The sequence below is a fragment of the Streptomyces sp. NPDC102406 genome, from assembly GCF_044765725.1.
Classification (GTDB): domain Bacteria; phylum Actinomycetota; class Actinomycetes; order Streptomycetales; family Streptomycetaceae; genus Streptomyces.
In genome coordinates this window covers 337,899-358,784 of the sequence record NZ_JBIWKP010000007.1, presented here as the reverse complement: position 1 = coordinate 358,784, position 20,886 = coordinate 337,899, and the positions used below count along the sequence as shown (strand labels likewise).

At 72.8% G+C, this 20,886-nt stretch carries 13 protein-coding genes; 5 read left to right on the top strand and 8 right to left on the bottom strand.

Annotated elements, in window-relative coordinates:
* Positions 1-94 precede the first annotated feature (94 nt).
* Positions 95-688 (bottom strand): TetR/AcrR family transcriptional regulator, encoded by a 594-nt coding sequence (locus tag ACIRF8_RS27480; RefSeq protein WP_404218766.1) that lies wholly within the window; start codon positions 686-688, stop codon positions 95-97.
* A gap of 151 nt (positions 689-839) precedes the next feature.
* Here ACIRF8_RS27480 and ACIRF8_RS27475 point away from each other — a divergent pair, with 151 nt between their 5' ends.
* The 4 genes from ACIRF8_RS27475 (at position 840) to ACIRF8_RS27460 (ending at position 6,002) form a co-directional block, all read left to right on the top strand.
* Entirely contained in the window at positions 840-2,516 is a 1,677-nt protein-coding gene (locus tag ACIRF8_RS27475) for an MFS transporter (RefSeq protein WP_404218764.1), read from the top strand.
* A 315-nt stretch (positions 2,517-2,831) separates the two neighbouring features.
* Positions 2,832-3,284 (top strand): MerR family transcriptional regulator, encoded by a 453-nt coding sequence (locus ACIRF8_RS27470; RefSeq protein WP_404218762.1) that lies wholly within the window; start codon positions 2,832-2,834, stop codon positions 3,282-3,284.
* 2 nt (positions 3,285-3,286) lie between these two features.
* Positions 3,287-3,601, top strand: a complete 315-nt coding sequence (trxA, locus tag ACIRF8_RS27465; protein WP_404218760.1) for a thioredoxin — start codon at positions 3,287-3,289, stop codon at positions 3,599-3,601.
* Between the two features lie 160 nt (positions 3,602-3,761).
* Positions 3,762-6,002 carry a HelD family protein gene (locus tag ACIRF8_RS27460; protein ID WP_404218818.1) on the top strand — a complete coding sequence of 747 codons (2,241 nt, stop codon included), beginning with the start codon at positions 3,762-3,764 and terminating at the stop codon, positions 6,000-6,002.
* A gap of 31 nt (positions 6,003-6,033) precedes the next feature.
* Here the strand turns inward: ACIRF8_RS27460 and glgB are convergent, their stop codons facing one another.
* From glgB to ACIRF8_RS27435, 5 genes are all read right to left on the bottom strand, one after another.
* Entirely contained in the window at positions 6,034-8,340 is a 2,307-nt protein-coding gene (glgB, locus tag ACIRF8_RS27455) for a 1,4-alpha-glucan branching enzyme (protein WP_404218758.1), read from the bottom strand.
* Between the two features lie 13 nt (positions 8,341-8,353).
* Positions 8,354-9,721: a phosphotransferase gene (locus tag ACIRF8_RS27450; protein ID WP_404218756.1), complete on the bottom strand. Its 1,368-nt coding sequence runs from the start codon at positions 9,719-9,721 to the stop codon at positions 8,354-8,356.
* Positions 9,722-9,888: 167 nt separating this feature from the next.
* The gene (gene treS, locus ACIRF8_RS27445) at positions 9,889-11,583 is read right to left on the bottom strand and encodes a maltose alpha-D-glucosyltransferase (RefSeq protein WP_404218754.1); all 1,695 of its coding nucleotides are present in this window, start codon (positions 11,581-11,583) and stop codon (positions 9,889-9,891) included.
* A gap of 37 nt (positions 11,584-11,620) precedes the next feature.
* Positions 11,621-13,864, bottom strand: coding sequence for a maltotransferase domain-containing protein (locus ACIRF8_RS27440; RefSeq protein WP_404218752.1), 2,244 nt, complete (start codon positions 13,862-13,864; stop codon positions 11,621-11,623).
* A 206-nt stretch (positions 13,865-14,070) separates the two neighbouring features.
* On the bottom strand, positions 14,071-15,288 hold the full coding sequence (locus tag ACIRF8_RS27435) for a S8 family peptidase (protein ID WP_404218750.1): 1,218 nt from the start codon (positions 15,286-15,288) through the stop codon (positions 14,071-14,073).
* Between the two features lie 171 nt (positions 15,289-15,459).
* Here ACIRF8_RS27435 and ACIRF8_RS27430 point away from each other — a divergent pair, with 171 nt between their 5' ends.
* Positions 15,460-16,035, top strand: coding sequence for a 1,4-alpha-glucan branching protein (locus tag ACIRF8_RS27430; protein ID WP_404218747.1), 576 nt, complete (start codon positions 15,460-15,462; stop codon positions 16,033-16,035).
* A gap of 21 nt (positions 16,036-16,056) precedes the next feature.
* On the opposite strand, the gene ACIRF8_RS27425 is transcribed toward ACIRF8_RS27430, so the two are convergent.
* Positions 16,057-18,387 carry a PQQ-binding-like beta-propeller repeat protein gene (locus ACIRF8_RS27425; protein WP_404218745.1) on the bottom strand — a complete coding sequence of 777 codons (2,331 nt, stop codon included), beginning with the start codon at positions 18,385-18,387 and terminating at the stop codon, positions 16,057-16,059.
* A gap of 9 nt (positions 18,388-18,396) precedes the next feature.
* Positions 18,397-20,886 carry a protein kinase gene (locus tag ACIRF8_RS27420; RefSeq protein WP_404218743.1) on the bottom strand — a complete coding sequence of 830 codons (2,490 nt, stop codon included), beginning with the start codon at positions 20,884-20,886 and terminating at the stop codon, positions 18,397-18,399.

Below are 20,886 nucleotides of genomic sequence, written 5' to 3'. Positions count from 1 at the left end.
GGGGGGACCCTGTGGGAGAGTAGGACGCCGCCGAACTAATTTTGATAAACAGAGAACCCCCGTCCGGGGATACCGGGCGGGGGTTTTCTGCGTTTCAGGCGGATTCCGCCAGGCGCTCCGCGTCCGCCGGGGGATAGCCAGCCGACGCCAGGACCGCGACAACTGCCGCACGGCCCGCGTCCTCAGCCGGAAGGACGCCGTCATTGACGGCCTCCATCAGACCGAACAGCACCTGCTCGTGAACATAGGCGAGCGCTTCCGCCGGTAGTGGGGAAGTGAACTCGCCCTTTTCCAGGCCCTGCTGGATGAGTTCGGTGCAGACCGCGCGCACCGGCGCCAGCCGAGCCCTGATGCCCTCCATCGTGACACTGCGCTGTGCGAGGTGGACCAGGAGACGGTAACGGTCGGCGATCGGCCAGATCGCCAGAATCGAACGGGCCACCGCCTCGGCCGGGTCGTCGACACCCTCGCGGCCCGCCCGATGGGCCTCCGCGACAGCCTGCGCCGCGTCGTCCACCAGGGCGGCGACCAACGCGTCCCGGCTCGGGAAATGCCCGTACACCGTGCGGCGCACCACGCCCGCGGCGCGGGCGAGCTGATCCATGGACGCCTCGGGATCGCGCAGCAGCTCGGCGAGCGCGACGTCGAGGATGCGGCGGCGGTTGGCGTCGGCCCGTACAGAAGTCACGGGTTCATTGTGCACGCCCCCACGGCGCTCCAGACACCCGCTCACCCCACCCCAAGCAGCCATTTTGCACAAGTCTGTGCAATGACCTAGATTGCACACCACTGTGTAATTGCACATCACTGTGTAAGAAAGTCTGGAGGGTCTTCGCGTCATGCGCCTCGTCATGAACGAGCCGGTCGCCTCGATGGACCGGCCGTACGCCCGCCGCTGGTGGGCACTGCTCGTACTCTGCCTGAGCCTGTTGATCATCGTGATGGCCAATACGGCGCTCACGGTCGCGGCCCCGGACATGACCCAGGACCTGGGGCTCTCCAGCGCCGATCTCCAGTGGGTCATCGACGGCTACACCGTCCCGTACGCCGCGCTGATGCTGCTGCTCGGCGCGATCGGCGACAAGTACAGCCGGCGTGGGGCCCTGATCCTCGGGCTCGTCGTGTTCGGCGGCGGGGCCGTCGCCGGGTCGCTCGTCGACAGTTCCACCGGGGTGATCGCCGCCCGCGCCGTCATGGGGATCGGCGCCGCGATGATCATGCCGGCCACGTTGTCGCTGCTCGCGGCCACCTTCCCGCGGGCCGAACGCGCCAAGGCGATCGTGCTGTGGACGGCGACGGCCGGGCTGGCCATCGCCGCGGGCCCGTTGGTCGCCGGGGCGCTGCTGCGCGACCACGGCTGGGCGTCCACGTTCCTGATCAACGTGCCCGTGGCCGCCGTCGCGATCGTCGGCGCGCTCGTCCTCGTACCGCCGTCCAAGGCAGGGCACCACAGCCGGATCGACTATGTCGGCGGGTTGCTCTCGGTGATCTGGGTCGGCTCGCTCGTCTACATGATCATCGAGGGTCCGCACTTCGGCTGGGGCGTCAAGGCGGTCACGGCCGCGGTGGTGGCCGGGGTGGCGCTGCTGGCGTTCGTGCTGTGGGAACTGCGGCACCCGCGCCCGGTGCTCGACGTGCGCCGGTTCGCGAACCGGCGGTTCGCGGGGTCGAACCTGGCCGTCGCCCTCTTCTTCCTGGCCGTGTTCGGCGCCTTCTACTACCTCACCCAGCACCTGCAGTTCGTCCTCGGCTACGACGCGTGGGAGACGGGCGTACGTATGCTGCCGCTGGCCGGAGCGGTCTTCGTGGGCTCGGCGGTCACCGGCTACCTCACGCCCCGCATCGGCATGCGGATCACGGTGACGGCCGGCATGGTCGGTGGCACGGCGGCGCTCGCCCTGCTGACGCGGGTGGACGCGGCGTCGACGTACGGCGACTTCGTCCTGCCCCTGGTGATCCTGGGTCTGGCGATCGGGCTGGCGCTCTCGCCGTGCACGGACGCGATCATGGGCGCCTTCCCGGAGGCCGAACTCGGCGTCGGCGGCGCGGTCAACGACACGTCCCTCGAACTGGGCGGCTCCCTCGGCATCGCCATCCTTGGCTCCGTCCTGGCCGGTTCGTACTCCTCGCACCTGTCCGACGCCGCCTCCGGTACCAAGCTGCCGGGGGACGCGCTGTCGACGGCACAGGACTCGGTCGGCGCCGGGTACGCGGTGGCCCAGCGGATCGGGGCGCAGGCCCACAAGCTCGCCGAGCAGGCGGCCGGAGCGTCGGACCCGCGACAGGCGGCACAGCTCAAGGAACAGGCCGGTCAACTCGCGGACGGAGCGCAGAAGATGGCGCACTCCGTCGGCTCCTCGTTCGCCGACGCGGTGGCGCACACCAGCGTCGTGGGGGCCGTGATCCTCGGCGTGGGCACGGTGCTCGTGGCCGTTCTGCTGCCGAACAAGGACCGGACAGCCCCCGATGCCGAGAGCAGCGACGACGCGAAGGAGCGAGAGTCCGCGTTGTCGTAAGCCTCCGGCGTTCAGAGGCGTACGAGACGGGAGGGGCCGGTCGGGGTATGTGCGCGCGCAGCACAGCAACACGCGGTAGCGGAGCCCGAAGCAACCGGCGAGGCCATCAAGATGGCGAGCACGGACATACCCCGGGCGGCCCCGTACCCACCCACACACCTGTCGGATCGAGACGGAAACCCGCCAACGCACCCCAGACGGCCACCCTCCCTTCAAGCGCACAGCGAAGCGCACCCGCACGCGCACCCCGCACAGCGCACAGCGAAGCGCACAGCGCTGGCCTTGACGTCAGCGTCAAGGTCTACCGTCATGGGCATGCGCATCGGAGAGCTCGCGAACCGCGCCGGAACGACGACGCGGACGCTCAGGTACTACGAGTCGCGCGGGCTGCTGCCCGCCCGGCGCGGAGGCAACGGATACCGGACCTACGACGAGGCGGATCTGCGGGCGCTGCGGCAGATCCGCACGCTCCAGGACTTCGGGTTCGACCTGGAGGAGACCCGCCCGTTCGTGGAGTGCCTGCGCGCGGGCCATCCGGAGGGTGATCGCTGCCCGGCATCCCTGACCGTGTACCGCAACAAGCTCTCCGAACTGGACGCGCTGATAGCCGAGTTGACCGCGGTGCGGGAGAAGGTCGGGGAGCAACTGCACCGCGCGGAGCGGGCGGTCGCGGAGCTGTCCGCGCAGGACACGGCGCCCCGCTGCGAACTCGGCGCACGCCAGGAACCCCACACAAGCCTGCCCCATCCGGATCCGGAGGAGAGATAGCCATGCGGGACGTGACAGACGCGGACTTCGACGAGCAGGTGCTGAAGTCAGGACGCCCGGTGCTGGTGGAGTTCACGGCCGACTGGTGCGGGCCGTGCAGACAACTGGCCCCGGTGCTCAAGTCGATCGCGGAGGAGGAGCGCGAGCGCCTCGACGTCGTGGCCATCGACGTGGACGCGAATCCGGAGACGGCGGTGAGGTACGGGGTGCTGTCGATGCCGACGCTGATGGTCTTCAAGGGCGGCGAGCCGGTGTGGTCGCGGGTGGGCGCCCGGCCCAAGCGCCGACTGCTGGAGGAATTGGCACAAACGCTCTGAGAGGTGAAGTCACCGCGGTTGGAATTACCCCCTGCCCGGGGTATATTCGGTGTTTCTGTGTGCCCACAGAAAAGGCCCCTCACCGGGGGCCAACTAAACACACCGTACCGGGCAGGGAGCAGTTTTGTCAAGCCGGGAATCCGCCGCACCGCAGAAAGAACTGCAAAAGGAACAGGAATTCATCGACCGGCTCTACGCGCGGGTCGACGCGCTGCGCGGCGTCGCCGCGGAGTCGGTCACGGACGCCCTGACGCCCGTCGGCACCGGCCAGCAGGCCCGGCTCGAACGCGACCTGCTGGTCGTGGAGCGCTCGGGTCTGCTCGCCGCGCTGAATGCGGTGGACGGTTCGCTCTGCTTCGGCCGTATCGATCTCACGGACGGCGTGACGCATCACATCGGGCGTATCGGAATTCGTGACGACGACACCGAGCGTACGCCGATTCTGATCGACTGGAGGGCGCCGGTGGCGCGCCCCTTCTATCTCGCGACGGGCCATACGCCGATGGGCCTGCGGCGGCGCAGGCATCTGACGACAGAGGGCCGTACGGTCACCGAACTGCATGACGAGATTCTTGATCTCGGCGACGACGAGCGCACGGGTTTCGAGGACCCGAGCGGAGACGCGGTGCTGCTCGCCGCGCTGAACTCGGCGCGGACCGGCCGGATGAACGACATCGTGCAGACGATCCAGGCGGAGCAGGACCGGATCATCCGGCACGACCACCGCGGGGTGCTCGTCGTGGAGGGCGGCCCGGGTACGGGGAAGACGGCGGTGGCGCTGCACCGGGCCGCGTTCCTGCTCTACGAGCACCGGGAGCTGCTGGCGAAGCGGGCGGTGCTGATCGTCGGCCCGAACCCGGCGTTCCTGTCGTACATCTCGGAGGTGCTGCCCGCGCTCGGCGAGACGGGCGTGCTGCTCGCGACGGTGGGGGAGCTGTTCCCCGGGGTGCGCGCGACGGCGGTGGACACCCCGCGGGCGGCGGCGGTGAAGGGCGCGGAGCGGATGGCGGAGGCGCTGGCGCTCGCGGTCCGGGACCGGCAGCAACTGCCCGAGCCCGGCGCGCCGTCGGTGATCCCGCACGACGACGGGGACCTGGTGATCGACTGGGAGATCGCGTACGAGGCGCGGCAGGCGGCGCGGGACACGCTGCTGCCGCACAACCTGGCCCGGCCGCACTTCGCGTTCCGGATCCTCGACGCGCTGACCCAGCAGCTCGCGGAGCGGATCGGCGCCGACCCGTACGGCGGGCCGAACTTCCTCGGCCCGGACGACCTGGCGCAGCTCGGCAAGGGGATCGCGGCGAGCGCGGAGGTGCATGCCGCCATCGAGGAGCTGTGGCCGACGCTGACCGCGGAGGGGTTCGTCGCGGACTATCTGGCCGAGCCGGTGCACCTGGCGGACGAGGACGCGCAGGCGATCCGCAGGCCGGTGACGGGACCGGCGGACTGGACGCCCGCGGACGTGCCGCTGCTGGACGAGGCCGCCGAGTTGATCGGGTACGACGACGCCGCGGAGCGGGCCGCGGCCGAGGCGGCGCGGCAGGAGCGGATCGCGTACGCGCAGGGTGTGCTCGATCTGTCCAGGGGCTCGGAGACGTACGAGTTCGAGGACGAGGACGAGTCGGAGGTGCTGGCGGCGCACGACATCGTCGACGCGGAGCGGGTCGCGGACTGGTACGACGAGGAGGATCACCGCAGTGCGGCGGAGCGGGCCGCGGCGGACCGGACGTGGGCGTTCGGGCACATCATCGTCGACGAGGCGCAGGAGCTGTCGCCGATGGCGTGGCGGCTGCTGATGCGGCGCTCGCCGACGCGGTCGATGACGCTGGTCGGGGACCCGGCGCAGACGGCGGAGGAGGCCGGGGTCGGCGCGTGGGACAAGATCCTCGCGCCGTACGTCGAGGACCGGTTCGAGCACACGCGGCTCGGGGTCAACTACCGGACGCCGTCGGAGATCATGGACGTCGCGGCGACCGTGCTGCGCGCCGCGCACCCGGAGTACGAGCCGCCGTCGTCGGTCCGCTCGACGGGCGTACGTCCCTGGCGGCTGGCGGTGACGGGAGACGTGGCGCAGGCCGTGGCGGAGGTCGCGGCGGCCGAGACCCCGCGGGAGGGGCGGCTCGCGCTGATCGCGCCGCGCAGGCTGCACGCGGCGCTGGCCGCACGGCTGCCGGACGTGGTGGCCGGGGCCGAGCCGGATCTCACCCGGCACCTGGTCCTGCTGGACCCGCGCCAGGCGAAGGGGCTGGAGTTCGACCGGGTGCTGGTGGTGGAGCCGGCGGAGTTCGGGGTGAGCGACCTGTATGTGGCGCTGACCCGGGCCACGCAGACGCTCGGCGTCGTGCACGGCCCGGGCGGTCTGCCCGACTCGCTGGCGGGGCTCGCACCGCGGCAGGCCTGAGGCCGGGCGGGCGAAACGCCCGCCACCCGCCTCAGGCAGGCTTGAACCACACGGTCGCCAGCGGCGGCAGGGTCAGAGCGATGCTCGCCGGGCGGCCGTGGGCGCCCACGTCGTCCGGTTTCACCGGCTCGGGGTTGCCGACGCCGCTGCCGCCGTAGCGGGCGGCGTCGGTGTTGAGGATCTCGTGCCAGGCCGGGATGTCGGCGGGGACGCCGAGTCGGTAGTCGGGGCGTACCACGGGCGAGAAGTTGGAGACGCAGAGCAGGGGCGTGCCGTCGGCGGCGTGGCGCAGGAACGCGAAGACGTTGTCCTCCGCCGCGTCGCCGGTCACCCAGGAGAACCCCGAGGGGTGGGTGTCGCGTTCCCACAGGGCGGGTGTCTCGCGGTAGACGGTGTTCAGGTCGCGGGTGACGTCGAGGACGCCGCGGTGGTCGGGCTCGGCGTCGTACGCCGGGTCGAGCAGCCACCAGTCGGGTCCGCGCGTCTCCGACCACTCGGCGCCCTGGGCGAACTCCTGTCCCATGAAGAGGAGTTGCTTGCCGGGGTGGGCCCACATGAAGCCCAGGTAGGCGCGGTGGGTGGCGCGCTGCTGCCACCAGTCGCCCGGCATCTTGGAGACCAGGGACTTCTTGCCGTGGACGACCTCGTCGTGGGAGATCGGCAGCACGTAGTTCTCGCTGTACGCGTACACCATCGAGAACGTCATCTCGTGGTGGTGGTACTTGCGGTGCACCGACTCGTGCGCGAGGTAGTCGAGCGAGTCGTGCATCCAGCCCATGTTCCACTTCAGGCCGAACCCGAGACCGCCGAAACCGCCCGGTCCGACGTGGTGCGTCGCCCGGGTCACGCCGTCCCAGGCGGTGGACTCCTCGGCGATGGTGACGACGCCGGGGACGCGCCGGTACAGGGTGGCGTTCATCTCCTGGAGGAACGCGACCGCGTCGAGGTTCTCACGGCCGCCGTGCTCGTTCGGCGTCCACTGGCCCTCCTCGCGCGAGTAGTCGAGGTAGAGCATGGAGGCGACGGCATCGACGCGCAGGCCGTCGATGTGGAACTCCTCGCACCAGTACAGGGCGTTCGCCACGAGGAAGTTGCGGACCTCCTTGCGCCCGTAGTCGAATTCCAGGGTGCCCCAGTCGGGGTGGGCCGCGCGCAGCGGGTCCTCGTGCTCGTACAGGGGGCGCCCGTCGAACTCGGCGAGCGCCCAGTCGTCGCGCGGGAAGTGCGCGGGGACCCAGTCCATGAGGACGCCGATGCCCGCCTGGTGCAGGGCGTCGACCAGATACTTGAAGTCGTCCGGGGTGCCGAGGCGGGCCGTGGGCGCGTAGAAGCCGGTGACCTGGTAGCCCCAGGAGCCGCCGAAGGGGTGCTCGGCGACCGGCATCAGCTCCACGTGGGTGAAGCCCAGGTCGCGGACGTACGCGGGGAGTTCGTCGGCGAGCTGCCGGTAGGTGAGGCCGGGGCGCCAGGACGGCAGGTGGACCTCGTAGACGGAGAAGGGCGCCTCGTGGGCGGGGCGTTCGGCGCGTGAGCGCAGCCAGGCGTCGTCGTGCCAGGTGTGCCGGGAGACGTGGACGACCGACGAGTTGGCCGGGGGTGTCTCGGTGCGGGTGGCGAGCGGGTCGGCGCGCATGGTCGTGCTGCCGTCCTGGCGGGTGATCCGGTACTTGTACAGTTCGCCCTCGCCGACGCCCGGGACGAACAGCTCCCAGATCCCGGAGGAGCCGAGGGAGCGCATGCTGTGGGCGGCGCCGTCCCAGAAGTTGAAGCCGCCGACGACCCGGACGCCCCGGGCGTTGGGTGCCCAGACCGTGAAGCGGGTGCCCGCGATTCCCTGGTGCTCCATCGGGCGGGCGCCGAGCGCCGTCCACAGTTGCTCGTGGCGGCCCTCGCCGATGAGGTGCAGGTCGAGGTCGCCGAGGGCGGGCAGCAGGGAGTACGCGTCCGCTATGTGCTGGGTGGTGTCGCCGTAGGTGATCTCCAGTTCGTACCGGGACGGCGGGTCGTGGGGCGGCAGCAGTGCGGAGAAGAAGCCGTCGCCGTCGTCGTGCAGCTCGGTACGCAGGCCCTCGGGGGTGGTGACCGTGACCTGCTCGGCGTAGGGGCGCCACGCGCGGAAGGCGGTGCCGCCGTCGGCCGGGTGGGCGCCCAGCACTCCGTGCGGGTCGTGGTGGGTGGCGGTGAGCAGTCGGTTCCGGTCGTCCGGGGGGACGGGCGCGGCGGTGGTGGTGGGACGGCGGGTCACGGGGTGGGCCTCCTCGGGTGGCCTTCGCGTCTGCCGGGTTCGGGTGGTGCGGCGGTGCGGGATCGTCGGGGCGGGCCGCGGTCGGGCGGGCACGTGCGGCCAGGTCCTAGCCCGACTCGGCCAGCCGCTCCAGCGCCGCCATCGGTACGGGGAGCCAGTCCGGGCGGTGCCGGGCCTCGTACAGGGCCTCGTAGACCGCCTTGTCCGTCTCGTAGGCGCGGAGCAGGACCGGGTCGGTGCGCGGGTCCCAGCCGGAGCCGGCCGCGTAGCCGACGCAGTACGCGGACCGGCAGGAGTCGGACCAGGCCGGGTTCCACGGGCGGTGGGTGCGGGCGGCGTAGTCGAAGGAGCGGAGCATGCCGGCGATGTCGCGGTGCGGCGGGTGCGGCATGCGGCGCTCGGCGAGCGGGCGGGACGGTTCGCCCTCGAAGTCGATGAGCCGCCAGAAGCCCGACGGGTCACGCAGGCACTGGCCCAGGTGCAGGTCGCCGTGGACGCGCTGGGCCCGCCAGGTGCGGCCCTCGCCCGCCAGGTCGGCGAGCGCTTCGAACGCGGTGCGCAGCCGGGGGACGTAGGGCAGGAGCGCGGGCACCTGCTGGGCCGTCGTCTCCAGGCGGTCGGTCATCGTCGCGGCCAGCCGCTCGGTCTGCGCGCGGGTGTACGTGACGGTGGGCAGGGCCCGCGCCAGGGCGGTGTGCACCTCGGCCGTCGCGCGGCCCAGCTCGTGGGCCTCGCGGGTGAAGTCCTCCTGTTTGGCGAGGTGGCCGAGGGCCAGGTCCCAGCCGTCGGCGGCGCCCTTGAGGTAGGGCTGGAGCACGCCGAGGGTGGTCTCGCCGTCGGCCGTCTCGTACCAGGCGACGGGGGCGGGCACCCGGTCACAGCCCTCGCGGGCCAGGGCGAGCGGGAGTTCGAGGTCGGGGTTGGTGCCCGGCAGGACCCGGCGGAACACCTTGGCTATCAGCGCGTCGCCGTAGACGACCGAGGAGTTGGACTGCTCGGCCAGCAGCGGGTGGGGCGCCAGGTCGTCCGGTATGCGGCCGTACGGGGCGCGCTGGAACCGCAGCCCTTCGAGGGTGCCGGGCAGCCGCAGGCGCTCCAGCAGCACGGAGGTCTGGCGGGGATCGTGCAGCGCCTCGTACGCGGTGCGCCCGGCCAGGGGGCCCTGCGTCATGTGGCCGATCGCGGCGGGCGCGAGGTGCGGCGGCAGGGCGTCGGTCGTGCCGATGAGGAGTTGGTAGCAGTCGCCGGGGCCTTCGTCCGCCGGGGGCTGGTGGGCGCGCAGCAGCAGGTGCAGCAGGGCGTCGTCGGGCCGCAGGCGGCTGACGGAGTCGAGAGTCAGCTCGGTGACCGGGCGGCCCTTCCCCGCGAACCAGCGCTGCCGCGGCAGCCACTCCCGCAGCAGGGGCTCCAGGGACATGAGCAGCTCGGTGCGGCTCGCCGTCGAGGTGGCGGGCCGGGCTGCGATTTCCGACATGGCGTCGCGTCCTTCCCCCGGCGCGCGTCGGGCGGTGCGAACGGGTCCCGGGTGCCGAGATGGTGTCCAGAAATGGGACGTGCCGGATATGCGGGGCGAGTTCCCAGGGCGCGGGGAGGGAAACCGGGGGAACGGATTCTTCCGCCCCGCGCCGTGGGGTGTGCGGGTCAGTCCTTGCGCAGCCGGAACCAGTAGAAGCCGTGGCCCGCGAGGGTGAGGAGGTAGGGCAGTTCGCCGATGGCCGGGAACCGGACACCGCCGATCAGCTCCACCGGGTGCCGGCCGTCGAACGCCTGGAGGTCGAGTTCGGTGGGCTGCGCGAAGCGGGAGAAGTTGTGGACGCACAGCACCAGGTCGTCCTTGTACTCGCGCAGGAAGGCGAGCACGGCCGGGTTGGAGGAGGGCAGTTCGGTGTACGAGCCCAGGCCGAACGCCGGGTTCTGCTTGCGGATCTCGATCATCCGGCGCGTCCAGTGCAGCAGCGACGACGGCGACGACATCGACGCCTCGACGTTGGTGACCTGGTAGCCGTAGACCGGGTCCATGATCGTGGGCAGGGAGAGGCGGCCCGGGTCGCAGGAGGAGAAACCGGCGTTGCGGTCCGGGGTCCACTGCATCGGGGTGCGGACCGCGTCGCGGTCGCCGAGCCAGATGTTGTCGCCCATGCCGATCTCGTCGCCGTAGTAGAGGATCGGCGAGCCCGGCAGGGAGAGCAGCAGGGCGGTGAAGAGTTCGATCTGGTTGCGGTCGTTGTCGAGGAGCGGGGCCAGACGGCGGCGGATGCCGATGTTCGCGCGCATCCGCGGGTCCTTGGCGTACTCCGCGTACATGTAGTCGCGTTCCTCGTCGGTGACCATCTCCAGGGTCAACTCGTCGTGGTTGCGCAGGAAGATGCCCCACTGGCAGCCGGAGGGTATCGCCGGGGTCTTGGCCAGGATCTCCGAGACCGGGTAACGGGACTCGCGGCGCACCGCCATGAAGATGCGCGGCATCACGGGGAAATGGAACGCCATGTGGCACTCGTCGCCGCCCGAGGGGAAGTCCCCGAAGTAGTCGACGACGTCCTCCGGCCACTGGTTCGCCTCGGCGAGGATCACCACGTCGGGGTACTGGGCGTCGATCTCCTTGCGGACCCGTTTGAGGAACTGGTGCGTGGCGGGCAGGTTCTCGCAGTTGGTGCCCTCCTCGGCATACAGGTAGGGCACCGCGTCGAGGCGGAACCCGTCGATACCGAGGTCCAGCCAGAAGCGCAGCGCGGCGAGGATCTCCTCCTGCACGGCCGGGTTCTCGTAGTTCAGGTCCGGCTGGTGGGAGAAGAAGCGGTGCCAGAAGTACTGCTTGCGGATCGGGTCGAAGGTCCAGTTGGAGGCCTCGGTGTCGACGAAGATGATCCGGGCGTCCTGGTACTGCTTGTCGTCGTCGGCCCAGACGTAGTAGTCGCCGTAGGGGCCGTCCGGGTCGGAGCGGGACTGCTGGAACCACTCGTGCTGGTCGCTCGTGTGGTTCATGACGAAGTCGATGATGACCCGCATGCCGCGCTGGTGCGCCGCGTCCACGAACTCCACGAAGTCGGCGAGGTCGCCGAACTCGGGGAGCACCGACGTGTAGTCGGAGACGTCGTAACCGCCGTCCCGCAGGGGAGACTTGAAGAACGGGGGGAGCCAGAGGCAGTCGACCCCGAGCCATTGCAGGTAGTCCAGCTTCGCCGTGATGCCCTTGAGGTCACCGACACCGTCGCCGTTGCTGTCCTGGAACGAGCGGACGAGCACCTCGTAGAAGACGGCACGCTTGAACCAGTCGGGGTCCCGGTCCTTGGCAGGGGTGTCCTCGAAGGTGTCCGGGACAGGCTCATTCATGATCATGGTGTGGGTGACCCTCCGAATCCCTTTTCCAGAGAATTCATCGCGGCGTGGTCGGTCGCAGGACGGTGAGGATGTGCGCGGGCTCGCGGCCCGGTTCGAGGCGCACGTAATTCGACCTGCCCCAGTGATGGGTGGCGCCGGTGAGCTCGTCGCGCACCGGGACCGACTCGTGCCAGCCGAGCCCTAGTCGCGGCATGTCCAATGAGACGGTCGCCTCCTGGGTGTGGTGAGGATCGAGGTTCACGACCACCAGAACCGTGTTCGAACCGGAGTGTTTCGAGTACACGAGCACCTCGTCCTTGTCGGCGTGATGGAAGTGCACGTTGCGCAGTCCGCGCAGGGCAGGACTGCGGCGCCGGATGTCGTTCAACGCGGTGATCAGCGGGGCGATCGTCCGCCCCTCGCGCTGCGCCGACTCCCAGTCCCGCGGCCGCAGTTCGTACTTCTCGGAATGCAGATACTCCTCGCTACCGGGCCGTAGCGGTGTGTTTTCACAGAGTTCGTATCCGCTGTAGACACCCCAGGACGGCGAAAGCGTCGCGGCGAGCACCGCGCGCAGTTCGAAGGCGGGACGGCCGCCGTGCTGAAGGAATTCATGGAGGATGTCAGGGGTGTTGACGAAGAAGTTGGGGCGCATGACGGCCGCCGACTCGCCTGCCAACTCCTGAACGTATTCGGTGATTTCCTCTTTCGTATTGCGCCAGGTGAAGTACGTGTACGACTGCTGGAAGCCGATCTCCGCCAGCGTCCGCATCATCGCCGGGCGGGTGAACGCCTCGGCCAGGAAGATCACGTCGGGGTCGGTGCGGCCGATCTCCGCGATCACCTGCTCCCAGAACACGACCGGTTTCGTGTGCGGGTTGTCGACGCGGAAGATACGCACCCCGTGCGCCATCCAGTGGCGCAGCACCCGCGTCGTCTCCGCGACCAGACCCGGCAGATCCTGGTCGAAGGCGATCGGGTAAATGTCCTGGTACTTCTTCGGCGGGTTCTCGGCGTAGGCGATCGAACCGTCGGGCCGGTGGTGGAACCACTCGGGGTGCTTCTCCACCCACGGGTGGTCGGGCGAGCACTGCAACGCGAAGTCGAGGGCGATCTCCAGGCCTTCGTCCCGGGCGGCGGCGACGAACCGGTCGAAGTCCTCAAGGGTGCCGAGGTCGGGGTGGATCGCGTCGTGGCCACCTTCCGCCGAGCCGATCGCCCAGGGCACCCCGACATCGTGGGGACCGGGGGAGAGGCTGTTGTCCGGCCCCTTGCGGAACGTGGTGCCGATGGGGTGGATCGGCGGCAGGTAGACGACGTCGAAGCCCATCGCGGCGATCGCGGGCAGCCGTCGCGCGGCGGTGGCGAAGGTACCGCTCACCGGCGGCTCCCCCTCCTTCACGACGGCGCCCTCCGAGCGCGGGAAGAACTCGTACCAGGCCCCGTACAGCGCCCGCTCGCGCTCGACGAGGAGAGGCAACTCGGCGGAGCTGGTGACCAGTTCGCGGAGCGGATGCCGGGAGAGGGCCGCGTCGACGTCGGGGGTGAGCGCGGCGGCGAGTCGGGTGGCGGCGGGCCGCTGGGCGTCGCGCAGCGCGGCGGCGGCCTGAAGAACCGTTTCTTGCAGCGGTTCCGGTAGGCCCGACGCGGCGCGTTCGTGCAGCGCGGCGCCCTCCTCCAGGACGAGTTCGGTGTCGATCCCCGCCGGAATCTTGATCCGCGCCGCGTGCCGCCATGTGGCCACCGGATCGCTCCAGGCCTCCACGGCGAACGTCCAGGCGCCCACGGCGTCCGGGGTCACCTCGGCGCCCCAGCGGTCGGTGCCCGGAGCGAGTTCCCGCATCGGGGTCCAGGGTCCCGGCGTCCCGTCGGGGCCGCGCAGGACCACGTTGGCGGCGACGGCGTCATGGCCCTCACGGAAGACGGTGGCGGTGACCTGGAACGTCTCACCGACGACGGCCTTGGCCGGGCGGCGCCCGTGGTCGACGACCGGACGCACGTCGCGGACGGGTATACGACCGATGGTGGCCCGGACCGGTGCGGCCACGGGTGCGGCCTTGCGCCGGGCCGGTGTCTTCGGCGCCGCGGGCTTCTTGGCCGTGGGCTTCTTCGCCGCGCCGGAGGTGGCGGCCCCCTTCGCGCGGGTGCGTCGCGGCTGCGGCACCTTCGCGGGGGCTGTCGGTTCGCCGGGTGGTGGCGTCCTGCCCGGGGGCGTCGTGCCCGCGGGCGTCCCACCTGGCGGCGTCGTGCCTGGAGGTGTGGTGCCTGAGGGCGTCGGAGAAGGGCGCTGTGCGGGCATGACCGCTCCTGTCCGCGGGGATCGGGGGTTGCGGAGACGACGTTCGGGGAGGGGGCCGTGCGATGGTGCATAAATGCGTACGGGGGGAGCCTTCCACGCTCTCCGGGCGGGCAATCCGGCGCTTTGTTAACTACTCGCGCGTAAGGGCGCACACGCGATCCGCCCCGATCCGACGGCCGGGACCGGCGCATGAACTCCCCTTCCGCCTATGGCCTTTCGACCTGCAACAGCTTGTCCGGCGAGCCGGCTCCTTCGCCGCTCACCCGTCCCGGCACGGCCCGGTCGACCAGCGCCTCGCCCACCTCCGCGGGCGTGGCCGAGGGATGGTCGGCGAGGTACAACGCGGCCGCACCCGCGGCGTGCGGCGACGCCATCGACGTACCGGAGGCGGTGGCCTTCGCGGTGTCGCCGGCGTACGACGCGGACGTGATGTCCACCCCGGGTGCGAACAGGTCGACCCGAGTACCCCAGTTGGAGAAACTTGCACGCCTGTCCTCCGGATCTGTCGCGCCGACCGTCACGGCCTGTTTGATCCGGGCGGGGGAGTAAAGGACCGCGGGGAGACCGTCGTTGCCCGCCGCCACTGTGTAAGTGACTCCGGACGCGATGGAGTTGCGCACCGCCTTGTCGAGTTGCGCGTTGGCGAATCCGCCCAGGCTCATGTTGGCCACCGCCGGTCGCCGCGCGTTCCTGGTCACCCAGTCGATGCCCGCGACGACCTGGGCCGTGGTGCCCGTGCCCGCGTCGTCGAGGACCCGTACCGCGACCACGTCCGCCTTCTTCGCGACGCCGAGGCGCGCGCCCACGGCGGTGCCGGCCACGTGCGTGCCGTGCCCGTTGCCGTCCTGCGCGACGGCGTCGTCCTGCACGAAGTCCCAGCCGTAGGAGGCCCGCCCGCCGAAGTCCCGGTGGCTGATGCGCAGACCCGTGTCGATGACGTACACGGTCGCCCCGGCGCCCGCCGACCGCGGCCAGCCGTACGAGGCGTCGAGCGGCAGGTCGTCCTGGTCGAGGCGGTCGAGACCCCAGGAGGGCTGGGGGCGCCGGGTGCGCTCGAACGCGACCCGCGTGTCCTGCGCGACGGAGGTCACGGCCGGATCGGCCGCGAGCCGCGCGGCGCCCACCGCGTCGACCCGCACCGCGTACCCGTTGAGCGCCTTGCTGTAGGTATGGCGTATTTCCGCCCCGTACCGGGCGGCGAGTCCCTTGCCCGCCTCGGACGGAGCGCTCGTTCCCCCCTTCAGCGTCACGAGGTAACTGCCCGCCACGGCGCCGGGTCCACCGGCTCCGAGCACGCGGCCCTGGGCGGGGGCGGCATGGGCGGGCAGCGTGACGGCCGAGACCACCGCGGCCGTGGCGATCGCGGTGAGCCCGGCGGCCCGGCGCGTCCGCCGCAGCCGTCTCACCGGCACGGTCACTGCCATGAATGAGCCCCCTCCCCAACTCGACGCTCTGGCGCGCCGCTTGGCAGCCTCTCGTGCGGTGTGAAGTGTCACAAGGACGTACGAGGGGGCGGAACCGGCCATATCGCCTGCGGGGGACGCGCGCGCGTTTCGGCGCGGGCCGCCCGCACCGGAGCGTGCGAGCCTTTTCGCATGTCGATCATTCACCACACCACCCTCAAGCCCACCAAGCTCGAACTCCTCACCGACTGGCTCCCCGGACAGCCCTGGTACGAGGGGTCGGGGACCCCGGAGCTGACCAAGGCGGGCGGCTTCCGGCTCGACGACCCGGCCGGCGAGGTGGGCATCGAGTTCCTGGCCGTCACGGACGGCTCGGGCGGGCGGCCGGTGACGTACCTCGCCCCCCTGACCTACCGCGGCGCCCCGCTGCCCGACGCGCCGCGGGGCGCGCTCGTCGGCACCCTCGTGCACGGGGTGCTCGGTGAGCGCTGGGTCTACGACGGCGCCCAGGACCCGGTGTCGCGCGCCCAACTGACGGCGCTGCTCAAGGGCGAGGTGCCCGCCCACGCGCAGAGCGTCGACGGCGCGCTCGACCCGTCGGTGCACGCCCGGCTCGACGCCGATGCCACCGGAACGCCCGAGATCGTCCGCGTGCTGGAGCCGGGCGAGGCCGCGCCCGGGACGCCGGGACACATCAGCGCCGAGTGGCGGCAGGCGGACGGGAACACGGTGCGCGGCGTGTTCGTGACCGTGGGCAGGGGCGTCTAGGGCCCAGTTTGAGGACAGGCCCTAGCCGGACACGCCGACCGAGCCCGTCACGCCGGTGTGGGTGGTGAGGTAGAGCCCGCCGCCCAGGACCAGCGGCTCGGCGAGCGGGCCCGTGCCGAGTCGGAGGCCCGACGGGGCGGGCAGGTCCACGGAGCCCACGGTGGCGCCGTCGGTGACGTCCACGGTCCGTACCTCCCTGCGGCCCACCGCGACGAGCCGCCTCCCGGCGAGCGCGAGGGCGCCGGTCGCCCGCGGGGCCGTGGCCGCCCACATACGTGCCCCGGTGCGCCAGTCGTAGCCGTGGAGGCGGTCGTCGGCGGACCGGACCAGCAGGACGCCGCGGTCGCCGACGAGCGGGGGCGCGGCGGGCGTCACCGAAGTCGCCAGCGTGCGGCGCACGGTCAGCGTGGCCGGGTCGAGCACGGTGATGCCGCGGCGCCGGGGCGACCAGCACAGCAGGGCGTCGTCGTGGGCGAGGAGCCCGGCGCAGTCGAGGGCGCCGCCGCTGGTCCGCGACCGGGCCGGGGCGGCGCCCGTGTCCAGGGCGACGACCCCGCCCGCGGCCGACGCCATGTACACCGTGCGCCCGCGGACGACCAGCGGCCCGCGGACGTCGGGGATGTCGGCCAGCCACTGCTGCTGTCCGTCGCTCGCCCGCAGGACCTGCACCTCGACGAGGCGGGAGGCGTCGACGGCCGTGTCCTCGATGCGCGCCACGTAGAGGCGGCCGTCGGCGTAGGTGAGCCCGAGCAGGCCGGTGAAGCTCGTCCGCTGGTACCACCACCGGGCCCGGCCCGTGGCCGCCTCCACCGCGACGATGCCCGCCCGCGCGGGCACGTAGATCAGCGTGCCGTCCGTCACGGGTGCGATGGCCGGGTCTCCGGAGCGCGTCCGCGGGTACAGGTCGTCGGCCGTCCGCGTCGCGTCGAAGCCCTTCGTACGCCACTTCTCCCTGCCGGTGGCCAGGTCGAGGGCGCGGGCGGCGCCGTGCCCGTCACCGCAGACCAGCAGCCCCGCGCCCGCCGTGCAGCCCCCGGTCTGTCCGGCGCCCTCGACGCGCCGGGCCCAGGGCCGCCAGCCGGTGGGGCGCCGCTTCCTGTCGAGCGCCGCCGCCGTGAACTCACCGCTGTGCGCGGCGTCGGCGTCCGGCACCGCCACCGGCCCTGACACCTTCGCCTTCGCCGCCGGACTCCCGTCCGCGGCGCCCGGGGTGCGGGCCGCGGGCGTCCCCTCGGGCAGGAGCACCGCCACGGTGACGGCGACCGCGGTGACCAGCGCCGCGACCGCGGCGAGCCAGGGCCACCGGCGCCGGGTGTCCCGCGCCGCCCGCACCGGGGGCGGCGGGGCGTCCTGCCGGGCCCCGGGGGCGGTCGGGGAGGGCGGCACGACGAGCGCGGGCGGCGCGGTGCCCGCCGTCGTCGCCGCGTCCGCCAGCCGCACCGTGCCCGCCGCCTGTTCACACCGCAGGACGGCCTCGCGGTGCTCGGCGATCAGGGAGAGGTAGGACGCGGGCCAGGACCAGGACGGGTCACCGGCGCCGGTCAGCTCCGCGGCCAGCGCGGGTGCCGTCGGGCGTGCCGCGGGATCGGGGTCGAGGCAGCGGGTCACCACGTCGCGCAGCGGCGGCGGCAGCGCGGAGAGGTCCGCCGCACCGGACGCGATGCGGTACAGGACCGACGCCGGCTCCTCGTCGTCGAAGGGGCCCCGGCCCGTCGCCGCGCAGCACAGCACGGCGCCCAGGCAGAACACGTCCGAGGCCGCCGACACCGCGTGGCTGCCGGTCAGATGCTCGGGTGACATATAGCCCGGCGTCCCGAGGAACAGGCCGGTCGCGGTCAGCGCGGTGGCATCGAATGCCTGCGCGATCCCGAAGTCGATCAGGCGCGGGCCGTCCGCAGCGAGCAGCACGTTGGCGGGTTTCAGGTCGCGGTGCAGGACGCGAGCCCCGTGCACCGCGGTCAGCGCCCCGGCCAGCCCGGCGCCGAGTGCCCGGACGGCGGGCACCGGCAGCGGGCCGCACCGGGCCACCGCCTCGGAGAGCGCGGGCCCGGCCACGTACTCCGTCGCCAGCCAGGGGAGTTCGGCGTCCGCGTCCCCGTCGACCAGGGCCGCCGTGCACGGCCCGGTCACGGCGCGCGCCGCCGCGATCTCACGACGGAAGCGGACACGGAACTGCCCGTCCGGGTCGAGGTCGCCGCGCACCGTCTTCACCGCGACCAGCGGGCCCGCCACCACACCTCCGGCGGCCTCGCGCTGTGCCAGGAACACCTCGCCCATGCCGCCCGCGCCGATCCGGCCGAGCAGCCGGTACGGTCCGACGCGTCGTACCGGGCCAAGGAGCGGGGTCGGCATCACGGCACCTCAGGAGTCGGGGAGGGCGACCGAGGTGACCGCCCCCTGGTCGAAGACGATGTGGGCGACGCCGCCGAGCAGCAGCACCTGCGGGCTGTGCAGCCGGTCCCGCAGGACGGTCCCGTTCTGGTCCGGCTGCGGCTCGCCGCGGTCGCCCGGCGCCTTCGGCAGCGGCACGGAGCGGAGCTTCCCCGGCCGGCCGGACGCGTCGACCGGCAGCAGGTACAGGGCGTGGTTGTCGGCGAACACGGCGCGGCCGTCGACGAGGAGGGCCGCCGAGACGCCCGGCCCCTCGTGGGGGACCTTGACCGACCCGGTCCGCCGGCCACTGCGCTGGTCGGTGACGACGACCGCGTCCGAGGCGGTCTCGTAGGCGAGGGACAGCGTGCCGCCGGTCGCGGACGGCCCGACCCGCGTGGGGTCGGCGTGCGCCTCGTCCGGTGGATACGTGGAGTGCCCCGCGGGCGTCAGGGTGCGCGGGGCGAACCGGTCGACGCGCACCGTGGCGCGCGCGATGCCGTCGTCGCCGGGCGGTATCTGCTCGGCGGTCGTGCACCGGATCGTGCCCCCGCCCGAGGTCACCAGGCGGCAGCCACCGGGCGCCGACACGGCGGCACGGCCCAGTACGTCGCCGTCGCGGGCGTCGACCGCCGAGATCCCCTCGGGCGTCTGCGCGTAGACCACGCCGTCGACCAGGGCGCGGGCCCCGAACCGGTAGTCGTCGCTCTGCCCCCGCGCCGCGCCGGCGAGCGGCAGGTCCCAGCGGACCGAACCGTCCTCGATGTCGTACGCGCGCAAGGACGCGCCCGCCGGTTCCGCCGCCAGGGAGACACCGCCGACGGTGGCGATCACCGTGTCGTCGGTGAGCAGCGCGGGCGCGCTGAACTGCCCGCGGCCCGGCGGCGGTTCGGCCTTCCACCGGACGCGTCCCGTGCCGGAGTCGAGCAGGCGCAGCTCACCGTGGGAGGCGACGGCGGTCCGGCCGCCCCTGCTCTGCGGCGCGACGGCGTCACCGGGCATGAAGAGGGTGCCGCTCGGGCCGATGTACGCCTCCTCGACGTCACCGGACGCGCCGGGCGCGCCGCGCGACGTCCACAGGGGATGCCCGTCGGTGGCCGAGAGCGCCTGGTACGTGCCGTCGGTCCGCAGGCAGACGACCGCGCGGGTGTCGGCCGAGCAGCCCATCGGGGCGTGCCCGAGGCGCCCGGTCCACGGTCTCCAGCCGTCGGCGCGCTGGGCGGGGAACTGCGGGACGTAACCGCTGCGGTCGTTGAGCCCGGCCGCGTCCACGCCCGCCCGGGCCCTGAGCTGCGCCGGGTCGAGCGTGGTCGTCGGCCCCGGCGCCGCGGTGACGCCGCCCGCGCCCGCCTCGTCCCCGCCGTCCTGTCCGCGCAGGGCCAGGAACACACCGACGCCCGCACCCGCGACGGCCAGCGCCGCGACCACCGCGAGCGCCCGGGCCCGCCCCCGGCGGGGCGCGGCGGGCGGCGCGGCGGGCGGCGGTGTCGGGCCCATCGTCGGGAACTGGTGTGGGGCCAGGGTCCCGGCGCCGAGCCCGGGCCCGGCGGGCTGCGGGGGCGCGGGCGGGAGCGGCAGCAGCGGCGCCCCCGTCGCACAGAGCCGCCGGACCTCGCGGTCGGCGTCGGCGACGGCGCGGGTGACGGGCTCGGGCCAGGCGTCGCCGGGCCCGCCGAACCCCGGCCGCAGGGCGGCGAACCGCTCCACGAGCTCGTCCGCGCCGGGCCGGGCCCCCGGCTCCTTCGCCAGACACGCGGCGAGCAGGGGCCGCAGCGCGCCGGGCACCGCGTCGAGCGGCGGTTCGGCCTGCGCCACCCGGAACAGCACGGCCGCGAGAGGCCCCTCGCCGAACAGGTCGACACCCGTCGCCGCGTACGCCAGCACCGAGGCCAGACAGAACACGTCGGAGGCCGCCACCACGTGCCGGCCACCGGCGATGTGCTCCGGCGACATGTAGGCGGGGGTGCCGACCATGCGGCCCGTCGAGGTCAGGGTCGTCGCCGCGCGCAGCCGTGCCACCCCGAAGTCGATGACCTTGGGGCCGTCCGCGCCGAGCAGCACGTTGGCGGGCTTCAGGTCGCGGTGCAGGGCGCCCGCCGCGTGCACCGCGGACAGGGCGCGGGCCATGCCCTCGCCGAGCCGGGCCACGGCCCCGGCGGGCAGCGGGCCGTGCCGGCCGACGGCCTGGCCGAGCGTCGGACCGCCCACGTACTCGGTCGCCAGCCACATCGTCCCGGCGTCCCCGTCGACCGAGCCGGCGACCAGGCGCGCCACGTTCGGGCTCGTCACCGCCGCCGCGACCGCCGCCTCGCGCCGGAAGCGCCGCAGATACGCCTCGTCGCGCGCCGCCTCGTTGCGGATGACCTTCACGGCGACCAGGTCGTCGGGACCGTACCCGGCGGCCAGGCGCTCCGGGCGGGCCAGGAAGACCTCGCCCATGCCGCCCGCCCCGAGCCGGGCCAGCGTCACGTACGGTCCCAC

Bases quoted from the DNA above. Each gene is read 5' to 3' on its own strand.
- ACIRF8_RS27440 (WP_404218752.1), bottom strand. From the start codon at position 13,864: ATGCCCGCACAGCGCCCTTCTCCGACGCCCTCAGGCACCACACCTCCA.
- ACIRF8_RS27470 (WP_404218762.1), top strand. From the start codon at position 2,832: ATGCGCATCGGAGAGCTCGCGAACCGCGCCGGAACGACGACGCGGACG.
- ACIRF8_RS27450 (WP_404218756.1), bottom strand. From the start codon at position 9,721: ATGTCGGAAATCGCAGCCCGGCCCGCCACCTCGACGGCGAGCCGCACC.
- ACIRF8_RS27435 (WP_404218750.1), bottom strand. From the start codon at position 15,288: ATGGCAGTGACCGTGCCGGTGAGACGGCTGCGGCGGACGCGCCGGGCC.
- ACIRF8_RS27425 (WP_404218745.1), bottom strand. From the start codon at position 18,387: ATGCCGACCCCGCTCCTTGGCCCGGTACGACGCGTCGGACCGTACCGG.
- ACIRF8_RS27475 (WP_404218764.1), top strand. From the start codon at position 840: ATGCGCCTCGTCATGAACGAGCCGGTCGCCTCGATGGACCGGCCGTAC.
- trxA (WP_404218760.1), top strand. From the start codon at position 3,287: ATGCGGGACGTGACAGACGCGGACTTCGACGAGCAGGTGCTGAAGTCA.
- treS (WP_404218754.1), bottom strand. From the start codon at position 11,583: ATGATCATGAATGAGCCTGTCCCGGACACCTTCGAGGACACCCCTGCC.
- ACIRF8_RS27430 (WP_404218747.1), top strand. From the start codon at position 15,460: ATGTCGATCATTCACCACACCACCCTCAAGCCCACCAAGCTCGAACTC.